General features: G+C 60.7%; 15 protein-coding genes. 3 read left to right on the top strand and 12 right to left on the bottom strand.

From position 1 onward, the window contains the following. Positions 1 to 136 precede the first annotated feature (136 nt). The 9 genes from ABYO54_RS06090 to ABYO54_RS06130 form a co-directional block, all read right to left on the bottom strand. Complete coding sequence (locus ABYO54_RS06090) at positions 137 to 1,357, bottom strand: aminotransferase class I/II-fold pyridoxal phosphate-dependent enzyme (protein WP_372807354.1); 1,221 nt, start codon at positions 1,355 to 1,357, stop codon at positions 137 to 139. Positions 1,358 to 1,370: 13 nt separating this feature from the next. Further along, entirely contained in the window at positions 1,371 to 1,718 is a 348-nt protein-coding gene (locus ABYO54_RS06095) for a hypothetical protein (RefSeq protein ID WP_372807355.1), read from the bottom strand. 95 nt (positions 1,719 to 1,813) lie between these two features. Next, entirely contained in the window at positions 1,814 to 2,581 is a 768-nt protein-coding gene (locus ABYO54_RS06100) for a hypothetical protein (RefSeq protein WP_372807356.1), read from the bottom strand. A gap of 65 nt (positions 2,582 to 2,646) precedes the next feature. After that, positions 2,647 to 3,615: a ThuA domain-containing protein gene (locus ABYO54_RS06105; protein WP_372807357.1), complete on the bottom strand. Its 969-nt coding sequence runs from the start codon at positions 3,613 to 3,615 to the stop codon at positions 2,647 to 2,649. A gap of 107 nt (positions 3,616 to 3,722) precedes the next feature. Beyond that, positions 3,723 to 4,412, bottom strand: coding sequence for a PHP domain-containing protein (locus tag ABYO54_RS06110; RefSeq protein ID WP_372807358.1), 690 nt, complete (start codon positions 4,410 to 4,412; stop codon positions 3,723 to 3,725). An 8-nt stretch (positions 4,413 to 4,420) separates the two neighbouring features. Continuing rightward, positions 4,421 to 4,765, bottom strand: coding sequence for an iron-sulfur binding hydrogenase (locus ABYO54_RS06115; protein WP_372807359.1), 345 nt, complete (start codon positions 4,763 to 4,765; stop codon positions 4,421 to 4,423). Then, complete coding sequence (locus ABYO54_RS06120; RefSeq protein WP_372807360.1) at positions 4,755 to 5,684, bottom strand: CBS domain-containing protein; 930 nt, start codon at positions 5,682 to 5,684, stop codon at positions 4,755 to 4,757. Before ABYO54_RS06120 ends, ABYO54_RS06115 begins: the two co-directional genes overlap by 11 nt. Next, on the bottom strand, positions 5,684 to 6,022 hold the full coding sequence (locus ABYO54_RS06125; protein ID WP_372807361.1) for a hypothetical protein: 339 nt from the start codon (positions 6,020 to 6,022) through the stop codon (positions 5,684 to 5,686). The genes ABYO54_RS06120 and ABYO54_RS06125 overlap by 1 nt, the downstream gene beginning before the upstream one ends. Before the next feature lie 171 nt (positions 6,023 to 6,193). Further along, on the bottom strand, positions 6,194 to 7,729 hold the full coding sequence (locus ABYO54_RS06130) for a sulfatase (protein WP_372807362.1): 1,536 nt from the start codon (positions 7,727 to 7,729) through the stop codon (positions 6,194 to 6,196). A gap of 207 nt (positions 7,730 to 7,936) precedes the next feature. On the opposite strand from ABYO54_RS06130, the gene ABYO54_RS06135 reads away from it, so the two are divergent. Further along, on the top strand, positions 7,937 to 8,608 hold the full coding sequence (locus ABYO54_RS06135) for a YceH family protein (RefSeq protein ID WP_372807363.1): 672 nt from the start codon (positions 7,937 to 7,939) through the stop codon (positions 8,606 to 8,608). A 26-nt stretch (positions 8,609 to 8,634) separates the two neighbouring features. Here ABYO54_RS06135 and eda read toward each other — a convergent pair whose 3' ends face one another. The 3 genes from eda to ABYO54_RS06150 form a co-directional block, all read right to left on the bottom strand. Then, positions 8,635 to 9,264 (bottom strand): bifunctional 4-hydroxy-2-oxoglutarate aldolase/2-dehydro-3-deoxy-phosphogluconate aldolase, encoded by a 630-nt coding sequence (gene eda, locus ABYO54_RS06140; protein WP_372807364.1) that lies wholly within the window; start codon positions 9,262 to 9,264, stop codon positions 8,635 to 8,637. Positions 9,265 to 9,278: 14 nt separating this feature from the next. Further along, the gene (locus tag ABYO54_RS06145) at positions 9,279 to 10,379 is read right to left on the bottom strand and encodes a PfkB family carbohydrate kinase (protein WP_372807365.1); all 1,101 of its coding nucleotides are present in this window, start codon (positions 10,377 to 10,379) and stop codon (positions 9,279 to 9,281) included. A gap of 104 nt (positions 10,380 to 10,483) precedes the next feature. After that, complete coding sequence (locus ABYO54_RS06150) at positions 10,484 to 11,611, bottom strand: substrate-binding domain-containing protein (RefSeq protein ID WP_372807366.1); 1,128 nt, start codon at positions 11,609 to 11,611, stop codon at positions 10,484 to 10,486. A gap of 84 nt (positions 11,612 to 11,695) precedes the next feature. Between ABYO54_RS06150 and lgt the strand changes: the two genes are divergently transcribed. Continuing rightward, positions 11,696 to 12,574, top strand: a complete 879-nt coding sequence (lgt, locus tag ABYO54_RS06155; RefSeq protein WP_372807367.1) for a prolipoprotein diacylglyceryl transferase — start codon at positions 11,696 to 11,698, stop codon at positions 12,572 to 12,574. A 2-nt stretch (positions 12,575 to 12,576) separates the two neighbouring features. Then, positions 12,577 to 13,506, top strand: a 930-nt coding sequence (locus ABYO54_RS06160; RefSeq protein WP_372807368.1) for a tRNA 4-thiouridine(8) synthase ThiI, incomplete at its 3' end; no start/stop codon positions are given.

The following is a 13,506-nucleotide window of genomic DNA, read 5'->3' on the forward strand; positions in this document are numbered from 1 at the left end:
GCCTTCAAGGGGAACGCTCCGTTCGGAATTACCTGCGCAAGCTGCCAAACCCGACTCAAGGTGGTGCCGCTCCAAACCGCATAAAAAAAGGCGGGATGGAAACCATCCCGCCTTTCGCATTCGCTCCGTTACCCGCCTAGAATTTCAGGTCGGCTTTTTTCAGCCGAGCGGCGAGTTCGTTCAGCACGCGCTCGTCGTCCGCTTCGCCGGCGGATTCGAACACGGCGCCGAAGCGGATGAACGGGCCGGTGTTGTCCCACGGAACCGTGGAGATGCCGAATTTTTCGATGAGGTAAAGCGACGCTTCCTCGGCGTTGGCGAAGGTGGTTTCGCCGGCGCCCTTGGGGGCCTTGGTGTAGAGGAAGAAGGTGCCGCCGGGCATTTTGGCATCGAAGCCGACTTCGCAAAGGATCTCGACGAGACGCCGCAGGCGCTTTTCATAGTGGTCGCGGATGCCGTCGGCCAGGCTCTTGTCGGCGATGCCGGCGCAGGCGGCCTTCTGAATGGCCTTGAACTGGCCGCTGTCGCAGTTGTCCTTGACGGTTGCGAGGGCGTTGACGGCCCAACTTGCGCCGCAGAAGAAGGCCAGGCGCCAACCGGTCATGTTGTAGGCCTTGGACATGGAGTGCAGTTCGAGGGTGCATTCCTTTGCGCCGGGGCGCTGGAGCAGCGAAGTGCGTTCGCCGTCGTAGACCAACGTGGAATAGGGCGCGTCCTGGATGATCAGGATGTTGTGTTTCTTGGCGAACGCGATCAGCTCGTCGTAGAACGCCGGCGTCGCGACGGCCCCGGTCGGGTTGTTCGGATAGTTGATGTAAAAGAGCTTGCAGCGGTCGGCCAGCGTCGGGTCGATCTTGGAGAGATCCGGCAGGAAGGCGTTCTCTTCGAGCAACGGGATATCGACGACTTGGGCCCCCAGGTATTTGGAGTGCGTGGCCATGACCGGGTAGCCGGGAACGGTCTGGAAGACGACGTCGCCGGGGTTGACGAAGGCCAGCGGCAACATGGCCAGCGCGGGCTTGGTGCCGATACTGTGGTTGATCTCGGTGGCCGGATCGAGTTCGACGCCGAAGAATTCCTTCATGTAGGTGGCGGCGGCGGCCTTGAATTCGGGGCCGCCGTTATCCGCGTAGCCGCGGTTTTCCGGCTTGTCGCACTCGACCTTGAGCGCCTCGCGGATCGGGGCCGGGGCCATCTGGTCGGGCTCGCCGACGCCGAAGTCGAGGATCTCGAGATCGGGCTGCTGGGCACGGGCCTTGGCCTTGGCGCGCTTGATCTTTTCAAACTTGTAGATTTCGGTCGATTTGCCGAACTGGGTTCCGCCGATGCGGTCGGCAAAGAGGGCTTCATGATTCATGCTATTTCTCCGGTTATTTAAGGCGATCCTTCACGGGCGTGACCAATTTATCGAGTTCGCGTTCCACGGTGTCCGCGCCGAACTGTTTGAGGTCCAACGACCGCGAGGCGTTGATGTAGATTCCGTTTTCAATGGTGGGGTTTTCGCGATAGAGGCCAATCACCAGCTTTTCCGACAGGACATCGACGGAAAAATAGACCAGATCGACCACGAGGCCGCTTCGCGTATCGTATTCCTTCGCATAGACAAACTGCAGGTTGCGCGCATACTCGCCGCGGATCGTGAATTGATCCTCCGAGCGGCGGTGCCTGAACCCGCGCCTCGACATCGCCAATTTGATGACTCCTCCACCTGCCAGCATGAAATACGCTCCTTCCCTAGGATTTGAATCCGTGTACAAAGGCGGCAATCATTGGAAAACAGTGGAGCGAGTCAAGGCAATTCAAACGCGGCGGCTTAGTTTGCCGAAGAAAAGCGCAGATTATCGACGACCGCCAGCCCTTGAATCTCGCGGTGGACGTGGAAGCCGGCATGGACGCGCGGAAGGCTCCACATGGACTGGGTGACCTTGTCCTTGCCCTCGGTTGCAAACGCGAGCGTTGCCAGGACCTTCCCCTTGGTATCGCAGATCTGGGCGCGGGTCTCGAACGCATCGGGAGTCGATAGTTTTTTGACGACGAGCTTGAACACGAACCACTCCGAAAGCGCCACATCGCTCGCCGGGCGAACCAAGAGATTTTCGCCGTATATCCTGACCGGCGCACTGCCGGGCATGGAGCTCGTCAGGTTCCAGTCGCCGCCCGGCATCGCCTCGAGCACAATGCTCCAGCGGGCCTTTTCACTCAGGAACGAATTGCCGAACACAAACTCCATGATCGGCATGTTGCGGGTGGGATATGCCGCATCAACGCCCAGCTTGAAATCGAACTCGGCCGTCAAGGTGGTTCCCGGAAGCCAACGAACGGGTTCCCCGCTCACGCAACGAATGGCGGTTTCGGACGTTTGCAGCACCAACGCCTTGTCGCCCGGAACCCCCTGGGCTCCCACCTCGTCCATGATCGACATCGCGGAGGAATCCTGCACCTTGTTGTAGACGTCCCAGCCCTGCTGGCCGTCGATGGGGCCGTCGGCGAACCCGTTGAAATCGTACTCAACCGGTGCCGCAAAGCCCCCCGATGCCGAAAACGCAAATCCCGCCAAAAACCCAAGCAATCGCAAATTCATCCGTTCCCCTTATTCCCAGGAATTCCAAACCAAAACGCTCTAATAAGCAAAACGGTTGCCAACGGCTATCCGTTTTCCGCGGCCGCCAAAACAAACGGGCGGGCGGTGGTTTTTTCCACCGACGGAAAATCGGCCGGCACCGGCTGGGTCACCGCGCCGGTCGCCGCCCACTCGCAACCGCGCAGGAACGTTACGATGAAGCTGACCCCTTCGTAGGCCGGCGTATCGTGGCCGAGAATGGTGTGGAAACAGCGTCCCTGGCCGTAATCGATGGCGATCAGCGCCGGCTGATGCTGCCCCTTGCGCTCGGCAACGGTCTGGTCTTCGCCCGTGGCGAGGATGGTCATGTTTTCGGCGGGGCCGCGCAGTTTGGCGTAGCATTCGTCGACGGCCGTCAACCAGACGGCCGGCAGCCCTTTCATGACCGGATGCTCCGGGGCGCGGACCGTGATCGGAAATTCGTGTTGCCGTCCATGCGTACCGGCTTTGCCCGGCGACAGGTCGCGGACGGTTTCGCCCGCGTCGTCGATGTAGACGTAGGGGCCATGCTGTTCCGTGCGACCGCCCCAACCGCCAACGCCGATCATCTTGTTGTATTGCTCCCACTCGCCCCAGCAATTGTCGGCGGCATGCACCACGACGAGACCGCCGCCGTTTTGCATGTAGGTTTCGAAGGCCGCTTTCGTGGCTTCCGACAGCGGCGCCGCGTTGTAGCCCAGGTTGTTAACCACCAAATCATATTGCGTGAAGTCGGGCGAAAAATCCGGATCGCTCTTCGCTTTCGGCAAATCCTCGCCGGGGAGGCCGGCCAGGTCGAGATAGGCCTTTTCGCGGCCGCCTTTCCAGGTGTATTTCGTGCGGGCGAGCTCCACGTCGAAGAGCCCCGAATCCTCGAGATACTGTTTCATCATGATCGTGGCTTTCGGCCAGACGGCGTGGTTGTTTTGGCCGTCCATAATCAACACCTTCAGCTTGGCCTCCGACGAAACCGAAACCAGAACAAGCGCGACGATGCAAAGCAGCGTGGTCTTCATGGGGATATCCTCCGTTAAAATTCAAACAGGTTGGCACAATGAACGCGACGGCCGCCCTACTCAACAAAAAACAGTCCGAACCCCGTCGGCATGGACAACCCGTTCGTTTATGCCGGGTTCAGCTGGGCGCGGAGGTTCGCCACCGTTAGCGCGTCGATCTCGAACTCGGTGCAGGCGCCGCCGAGGGTATTGAGCATGTGGGAGTCGGAATTGCGGATGATCGGATAATCGAGCGCCAGCGCCGGGTCGCCGTAGGCGGTCAGCTCCACCGCATCGAACGGCTCATCGGGGAGAAATCCCAGCTGGGCGATGACGCCGTAGACCGACCGGTCGATATGCGCCGGCACGAAGAGTCCGTCGAGCGCATGCACCTGCTCCAGCAACGAGCCGATGTCGAACCCGGAGGCGCTGATCAGGAATTTTTCGGCAAACCCGAGAATTTCCTCGTTCTCGTCGATGATCGGTTGATCGCCGAACTTTTCGGGCCGGTTCGGAATGTCGGGAAGACTGTCGTAGACCATCGCCCCCAGCTCCATCGCGTTTTCCAGACGATCGAACAGGCACAGCATATGCGCCTCCTCGACCGTGGTGACCTCCATCCCGTAGAGGCACGCCATCCCTTCGCGCGCGCAGATTTTGGCAAAGCCGGGCAGATTGAACGCGCAGTTGTGGTCGGAGAGCGCAATGGCGTTCAGCCCGACTTCGCGGGCCCGCTGAACAATTGCGATCGGCGACATCTCCAACGACGCGCACGGAGACAGGCAACTATGGATGTGGAAATCCGCCCGGTAGAGCATGGCCCCTCCTAGCGGGCGGGACAGCCGCCGAGATGCTGGGCGAAGAGTGCGGAAGTGTCGAACTGGTTTCCGGAGGTTTTGAAAATGGCGATGCCCTCGCTGCGGGCGGCCTCGATCATGTCGTCGGCGGCAGGCCGGTTGTTGCAAATAATGATGGCCACCACGCCCGCCAACGAGGAAACCGCCACCGTGTTCTTATGCGCCTGGATGGTGATCAGCACGGATCCTTCCGCCGCATTGCCCATCACGTCGCTGAGCAGGTCGGAGGTGTAGCCGGCCTGGATTTCGGCATCTTCATACTCGCCTTGCAGACAAGTGAACGTGCCAAGGGATTCGATTTCGCTAACCTTCATTTTCGCTCTCCTTATTCAAATGGATGATCGCCTGGACCATGGTCCCCATGCCGACGGCGGATTCGATGGCAAATTCGTCGGAAACCCGCTTGACGTTGGGCAGGCCCATCCCGGCGCCGAAGCCCTGCGAACGGATCCATTCGTTGGCCGTCGAAAACCCTTCGGTCATCGCCTGCTCGATGTCCGCGATGCCCGGCCCGCGGTCGTGCGCGGAAATCTTGACGCGCTTCTCGTTGATGTCGAACCCGAGCATGCCGCCGATCGAATGGGCCACGAGGTTGATCTCCAGCTCGTAGCTGGCCACCGCAACGCGGCGCACCACCTTGGAGGAAATCCCGCGTTGCTTCAGGAATTTCTTGATCTCGCTGGAGGCCTTGCCGCCGTTTTCGAAATCGTAGCGGTGGAGCTGGTACACCTTGTTCAGCCGCACCGATTCCTGCTCGTGCGGATTCTCGTGCTGCTGTTCCATTTCGCGCAGTTGGCGCGAAAGTTCGCGGATCAGGGCGTGGTTGATGTTGCGGAAGGTGATGATGCCCGTCAGCTCGTTTTTCTTGTTCACCACCGGAAACTGGCGGAAAGAAAACTTGCCGAAGGCGGAAATGGCAAACGAAAGCGGCATCTCTTCGGCCAAGGTCTGCACCTCGCCCACCATCCACTTCGTCACGTTTTCCTCCATCGCCCCTTGCTCCAGCGCATTCATCAGGTCGTTCATCGTAATGATGCCAACCACGCGCTTGTTGCCGACGACGGGAACCCCGGTGATGGAGTTGTTTTTCATGATGGTCTGCACGTCGCGCATCGTGCAGTTGCGGGACACCGCAAAGACCTTGCTGGTCATGACCTCGCTGATGCGCAGTCCGTAGATCAGTTCCTGGACGCGCAGGGAAGATTGGAGCGGCTCTTTTTGCTCGCCTTCCATCAGGGCTCCATGATGCGCCCCAAACGGACACACGATTCATATTTCGGGAAACGGGTGCAGAACAACGCAATGCCCTGGTCCTTGGCCAAATCGACCATGCCATCGGTCACCGTCTTGTTGTTGGCGATCACTACCGCCTCCGACCCGACGATGCCCGCCGATCGAATGGCCTGCTCGTTCGAGAGCGAGGTCAGCACCAATAAATCGTCGCGGTCGCTCATCAGGACATCACTCATCAGGTCCGATGCAAAAACCGTTTCAACGTTGATCTTTTCCCAGCCGGCCGGGCCATAGATCAGCTCGGCGTCGAGGGTGTCGGCAATTCGTAATAAATCCATTTTTCTCCAACATGCGTAGTTTTTCGTGAATGGGTGGATACAAAAGGTTTTCGCCCGCCGGATCAATCGAAATATGCCCCCTTGCCCCCGGCAAAAGGAAAATCCAAATGCACGGTCGTGCATTTGGATTTGCCATGGGTCCGGATCACGCCGTCCGGCGAGCGGTTTTTCTTATTTTGCCGCTTCGGCGCCGGCGGTGTCTTCCGGCACCTCGTATTGCGCTTTCAGGCGTTCGAGCTTCTTCTTCATCGCCTCGATCTGGGCCTTGCTTTCGGGGTTTGCGTAAATGTTGTTCATTTCGGTCGGATCGTTCTTCAGGTCGAAGAGTTCCCACTCCTCGCCGTCGGGCACATTCTTGCCGTAGAAGCGGATCAGCTTCCAGCGGCCATCGAAGACGCCTTCGTGGCGGCGCACGCCGTGCGGGCCGGGATATTCGTAGTAGTGGTAGTAGAGCGCATCGCGCCAATCCTTGGGGGTCTCGCCCTGGAGCAGCGGAACCAGGCTCTTCCCCTGCATATCGTCGGGAATCGGCGCCCCGGCCAGATCGAGGAAGGTCTCGGCAAAGTCGATGTTCTGCACCAGGTCCGTGTTCACGGAACCGGGTTTGATTTTGCCCGGCCATTTTGCGATGAACGGCGTGCGGAACGATTCTTCATACATGAACCGCTTGTCGAACCACCCGTGTTCGCCCATGTAGAAGCCCTGGTCGGATGAGTACATCACGATCGTGTTGTCGGACAGCCCCAGCTTATCGAGCGCTTCGACCACTTCCCCGATGCTCTCGTCGACCGCCCAGGTGCAGCGCAGGTAGTCTTTCATGTAGGTCTGATACTTCCATTTGACCAAATCCTTGCCCGTGGGCGGGTTCGCATTGAACGCCGCCGAACGCTTGGCGAAACGCGGATCCTCGAAATAATGCTTGGACCAGCTCGATTTCTTCGGATCGCCGTACCACTCCTTGTCGTTGATCTTGAGGTCGTGGCCCACGATCAAATGGCGGTCGATTTCCATGGCCTGCCCGTGCGCCGCCGCGCCGCGCGTCGAATAGTCGTCGAACAGGTTATCCGGTTCCGGAATTTCGATATCCTCGTAACGCTCCATGTCCTCGGCCGCCGGGATCCAGTTGCGGTGCGGCGCCTTGTGGTGGATCATCAGCATGAAGGGCTTCTCCTGGTCGCGATCGTTCTCGAGCCAGCTCAGCGCGCGCTCGGTAATGACGTCGGTCACATAGCGCCCGGGATAGGTGGTTTTGCCCTGCTCCGTGATGAAGACCGGGTCATCGTAGTTGCCCTGCCCGGGCAGCACTTCCCAGTAGTCGAAGCCCTGCATCTTGCCGTACAGGTGAATCTTGCCGATCATCACGGTTTGATAGCCGTTCTTCTGGAGAATCTTCTGGAACTGCTGCTGGTCGTGGTTGAACGGATCGACGTTGTCCAGCTTTCCATTCATGTGGCTGTGCTTGCCCGTCAGCAACGTGGCGCGGCTCGGCGCACAGATCGAGTTGCCGACGTAGGCGCGATCGAACCGCATGCCCTCCGCCGCGATTTTGTCGAGGTTCGGCGACAGGTTCAAATCCTTCAACCGTCCGCCATAGGCGCCGATCGTCTGGTACGAATGGTCGTCGGAAAAGATCCAAACGATATTCGGCCGCTCCGCAACGGCGATCCCGGCCAACAACACGGCCCCTGCAACGATTTTATTCTTCATGGTGCTCCTGCTCCTGATTTTGTAGACAATGTATGACCAATGAACGTCGTTGAGGCCCGTTTTTCAACACCTTTCTAGAATTACCTTTCCGCCCCGCCCCCAACCGCGCGCCGCCAGCGCTGGATTCTGCGCCTTGGTTCGGCGGGAAAATGAATCGCATTCGGGCGGCGTTTGGCTAGTATGGTTTTCTTTCAAAAGGAGATCGCGATGGACGTAGAATTAAACCCGATCGAACAGCGCGTTCTGGGGTGCCTGATCGAAAAAGAGATGTCGACCCCGGAATACTACCCGCTCACCCTCAACGCACTGGTAAATGCCTGCAACCAAAAGAGCAATCGCCACCCCGTCATGGAACTCGATACGGCAACCGTCGAGCACACGCTTTACGAACTGCGGATGGAGCACAAGCTGGCGGTCGAGGTTTCGGTCAGCGGCAGCCGGGTGATGAAATACCGCCACAACCTTAGCGAGCTCGGATGCTTCTCCCTCTCCCAAATGGCCATCCTTTGCGAGCTGCTCATCCGCGGCCCGCAGACCCCCGGCGATTTGCGGGCGCATTCCTCGCGCCTGCATGCGTTGACCGACTCCAACGAGGTTGAGCTGATCCTCGATGAGCTCAAGAACCACGAAGACGGCTGTTTCGTCGTACAACTGCCGCGCCAACCCGGCAAGCGCGAGCGCCGCTGGGCGCACCTCTTCGGCGGCGAACCGGAAATCGTGGAGGAACAACCGGAAATCGTGGCCGGCGCCGTGGACGTCCAAGCGGGGCCGAGCCGAATCGAACGCATCCAGACCCTGGAATACGAAGTCGGCGACCTCCGCCAGGAAGTCGCCGACCTCAAAAAACAATTCGAAGCCTTCAAAAAGGCGTTCGAATAAGGATCGAACGCCCGCGGCGTTCGAAGCTACGCTTCGCTCGCCTTGGCCAACGCATCCTTCACCTGGGCGGTGATGACATCCCACTGCTTGTCGGCAATCTGCTGCTTGGTGGCCAACCACGAGCCGCCAATGGCGCTGACGATCGGCAGCGACAGGTAGTCGTTCATGTTGTCGAGGCTCAGCCCGCCCGTCGGGCAAAACCGGACCCCGAGCGGACCATACGGCGCGCCGAGGTTCTTGAGCATATTCACGCCGCCCGCGGCTCCGGCCGGGAAAAACTTGAGCAGCTTGCAGCCCATCGCCAGCCCCGCTTCGATCTCCGACGGCGTCATGATGCCCGGAATGAAGAGCGTGCCGTTTTCCTGGAAGAATTCGACGGTATCGGGATTCAACCCCGGCGCAAGGCCGAAGCTGACGCCCGTATCGATGCACATCTTGGCTTGGTCCGGCGTCACGACCGTGCCGGCGCCGAGCAGCATTTCCGGAAACGCCTTCTTGATGTTGGCCAGCGCCTGGGGCGCGGCCGCCGTGCGGCAGGTTACTTCGATCACGTCCATGCCGCCGGCCAGCAGCGCTTCCGCCAGCGGAACGGCATCATTTGCATCTTCGATCACAATCACCGGAATCACCGGGCGTTTCAACAATTCGTTCAACATGCTTATTCTCCTTATTAGCGGTCAACCCGTGCGCCGGCGCCGGCGACGATTTTTTCAACTTCGGCGAGCGAGGCCATGGTGGTGTCGCCCGGCGTGGTCATCGCGAGCGCTCCATGCGCCGCGCCGTATTCAATGGCCTTGCCCGGATCCTGCAGGATCATCATGCCGTAGATGAAGCCGGAGGCAAAGCTGTCGCCGCCGCCGACGCGGTCCATGATTTCCAGATCCGGACGATGGGTGGACGTGTAGAACTCGCCATCGACCCAGCACATGGCGCCCCAGTCGTTGACGGTCGCGCTTTTCACGCCGCGCATCGTGGTGGCGGTCGCCTTGAAGTTGGGGAACTCGGCGACGGCCTTCTGGATCATCCGCTGGAAGGCGCCGACTTCCAGATCGGTCAGGTTTTCGTCCGCGCCTTCGATTTCAAAGCCGAGGCAGGCGGTGAAATCCTCTTCGTTGCCGATCATCACATCGACATACCGGGCGATCTCGCGGTTGATCTCGCGGCACTTTTCGAGCCCGCCGAAACCCTTCCAAAGCGACGGGCGGTAGTTGAGGTCGTACGAAACGATGGTGCCGTATTTCTTGGCGGTCTTGGCCGCCTCGATCACGACGGGCCCGGTGGTTTCCGACAGCGCGGCAAAGATGCCGCCGGTATGAAACCAACGCACGCCCAGCGTGCCGAAGACGTGGTCCCAATCAATGTCGCCCACCTTCAGCTGCGAGGCCGCCGTGTGGCCGCGGTCGGAACAACCGACCGCGCCGCGGATGCCGAAGCCGCGCTCGGTGAAGTTCATGCCGTTGCGCACCGTGCGGCCGATGCCGTCGTAGTCGACCCATTTGATCAACGACGTGTCCACCCCGCCCTGCAGGATAAAATCCTCCATCAGCAAGCCGACTTCGTTCTTGGCAAACGCCGTCACGACCCCGGCGCGCTGGCCGAAGCAACGGCGCAGGCCGCGCGCCACGTTGTATTCGCCGCCGCCCTCCCATGCCTTGAATTCGCGGGCCGTGCGAATGCGGCCTTCGCCCGGATCCAGACGAAGCATCACCTCGCCCAGCGAAAGAATGTCATAGCGGCAATCCTCCGCCGCCCTCGGTTCCAGTTTAGCCATACCGTTTCTCCTTGGTTGAAAACACGAACGCCACCATACGCGCCGCCCCGAAAATGTGAATACGTATTTTACGCATAACTTCGGCCGATATGCGCAATGCGGACTCAGCCGACGAAACGGAACTTTTTGCGGTACGCGGAGGGGGTTGCGGCGGTTTCCTGCTTGAAGGCCTGGTTGAAGCGCTCGCGGGTGGCATAGCCGCAGGCCTCGGAAAGATCCTCGACGAGCATGTCGGTTTCCTTGAGCAGGCGGCAGGCGCGCCGGATGCGCTCGCGGCGGATGGAGTCGTGGACGGAGACCCGCAACAGGGTGCGAAAACGGTTTTCGAGCGTGCGGCGGCCGACGTGCGCGGCGCGGGCGACGTCGCCGACCTGAATCGGGCGGTGGGCGTTTTCGCGAATAAAGCGCAGGGCTTCGGCAACCACCTGGTCGCCGACGGCGACGAGGTCGGTCGAGTGGCGCTCGACAATGCGCTCGGGCGAGATGCGGATGGGTTCCTTCGGCGGCGCCGCCCCCTTCATGAGCCCGTCGAGCATTTGGGCGGCCTGCCAGCCGACGCGGGCGGCCCCGAGTTCGATGCTCGACAATTGCGGGTGCAGCATTTCGCAGGCAAAGCGGTCGTTGTTGACGCCCAGCACACAGACGTCTTCCGGCACCCGCAGGCCGGCGTCGATGCAGGCGTCGATCACCACCCGCCCCATCGGATCTTCCGTGGCGAGCACCCCAACCGGGCCATCGCCTGCGAGCCCGGCGACTTGTTCGGCAATATCCTGGATTGCCAGTCGCGACTTGAGTTCGAGACAGCCGAACCCCCGGGCCGCCAGCGCGGCCTGGTAGGCTTCGTATTTCAGCGTGGCGTCGCCGAACACCTTGCGGCCCGTGATGGCGAAACGGCGAATGCCTTTGCCGATAAAATATTCGGCGGCCAGCCGGCCAATCTCCCGGTTGTCGATGACGACGGAGGTTGGGGGCGGCGCGGGGAAGCGGCCGAAGATGTTGACGCCGGCGATGCCGCGCTTGTTGAGCGCGGCGACGGCCGCGCGATCGAGCATGCCGATGACCCCGTGGCCTTTCCATTTTTTCAGCTCGGCCAGCGCCACCTCGGGCACGCCGTCCGGGGCATGGAAGCGCCAACGGCCTTGCTGGAACGCATACCGCGCCACCCCTTCCGCCACATCGCGGACGAAGGGGTTGGCATAATCCATGGCCAAGGCAATTTCAAAACGCTCCATGCCTCTTTATGGCATGGATGCGGCGCAACGGAAAACGCTTTTTCGTTTGGTTTCGGGCGGACCGAATCCCTATAGTGCCGCGCCATGAACTACTATATCCACAACATCAACCCGATCCTGGTTGAGCTCATCGGCCCGCTGGCGTTGCGCTGGTACGGCATCTCATACCTGATGGGTTTCATAGCCAGCATCCTGCTGCTGCGCCACTGGGCGAAGCGCGGCGAGTTTGAAGTGCCGGAGAAGGAAGTGAGCAACTTCATCGTCCTGCTGGCGTTTTTCGGCGTCTTTCTCGGCGGGCGGCTGGGCTATGTCGTCTTCTACGGATTCGACTCGTTTCTCGCGGACCCGCTGTACGTTTTCCGCGTCTGGGACGGCGGCATGTCGAGCCACGGCGGCTTCATCGGCGTGGTGCTCTTCCTGGTGTGGTATGCGCGAAAGAACAACCATTCGTTTTTGAACCTGGCCGACAACATGGCGGCCACCACCTCGCTCGGCTTTGCGTTCGGGCGGCTGGCCAACTTCGTCAACGGCGAGTTGTGGGGCCGGGCAACGGACGCCCCGTGGGCCGTGGTTTTCCCGCAAGAGGCCGGGCTGCACTATGGCCAGTACGACCTCCCGGCCATCCGGCAGATGGTCGCCGACGGGACGTTGCACCCGCGCCACCCGTCGCAACTTTACCAGGCCGCGGTGGAGGGTTTCCTCGTCTTCGGGTTCATGCTGTTGCTGCGGCGCACGCGCTGGGGAAAGCGCCCCGGCGCGCTGGGCACGAGCTATCTGATTCTCTACGCCTTCGCCCGCATCGCCATGGAGTTTTTCCGCGAGCCCGACAACAACGCGTTCTTTTTCGGCTCCGTCACCAAGGGCCAGTTCTATTCGGCGCTGATGATCGTCGGCACGCTGGCGGCCATGTGGAAAATCGGGATTTTAAAACGAGACAACGCCGCCAAACAAACCAGGATTTAACCATGCCCAAACCATACAAAGCCCTATCCCTGCTCTCCGGCGGCCTCGACAGCCAGCTGGCCGTTTGCGTCTTGCGCGAGCAAGGCATCCACGTCGAAGGCATCGTCTACAACAGCCCCTTCTTCGGGACCGACAAAGCCGAAGCCGCCGCCAAAGCCCTCGGCATACCGCTGCACATCGTCGACTTCACCGAAGAGATTCTCGACCGCGTGCAACATCCGAAGTACGGCATCGGCGGCGCGATGAACCCCTGCATCGATTGCCACGCCACCATGATCGAGCGCGCGGGGGAGTTGATGGAAAAATGGGGCTTCGACTTCATTGCAACCGGCGAGGTTTTGGCCCAGCGGCCGATGTCGCAGAACAAACAGAGTCTGGGCGTGGTGGCGCGCGCCTCGAAGTTCGAGGATCTGTTGGTGCGCCCGCTCAGCGCCGGCCTGCTGCCGCCGACGAAACCGATTCGCGAGGGCTGGCTCGACGTCGACGAGCTTCCGCGCTTTTCGGGGCGGAACCGCACGCCGCAGATGGAACTGGCCAAGCATTTCGGCATCGAGGACTACCCCGCCCCGGCCGGCGGCTGCTTGCTGACGGAGCAACGGTTTGGCGAAAAGCTCAAGGACCTGCTCGACCACGAAGGCCCCGACGAAGACCGCACCAATGTGTGGCTACTGCCGACCGGACGCCACATACGGCTGGCCGACGATGTGAAGATCATCGTCGGCTCCTGCAAGGAAGAGAACGACCTGCTCGACGAGAAGGCGCATGCGGAGGACTACCGCCTCACCTGCCCGGACATTCCCAGCCCGTTGGTCATCGTCCCGCCCAATGCCTCCGAAAAGCAACTTGAAATGGCGGCGGCCATCTGTGTACGCTATGCCAAGAATCCGGAAAAGCAGGCGTTGCCCGTCGAGATCGCGAAAGAGGGCCAATCC

Source organism: Pontiella sp. (assembly GCF_041622395.1).
GTDB lineage: Bacteria > Verrucomicrobiota > Kiritimatiellia > Kiritimatiellales > Pontiellaceae > Pontiella.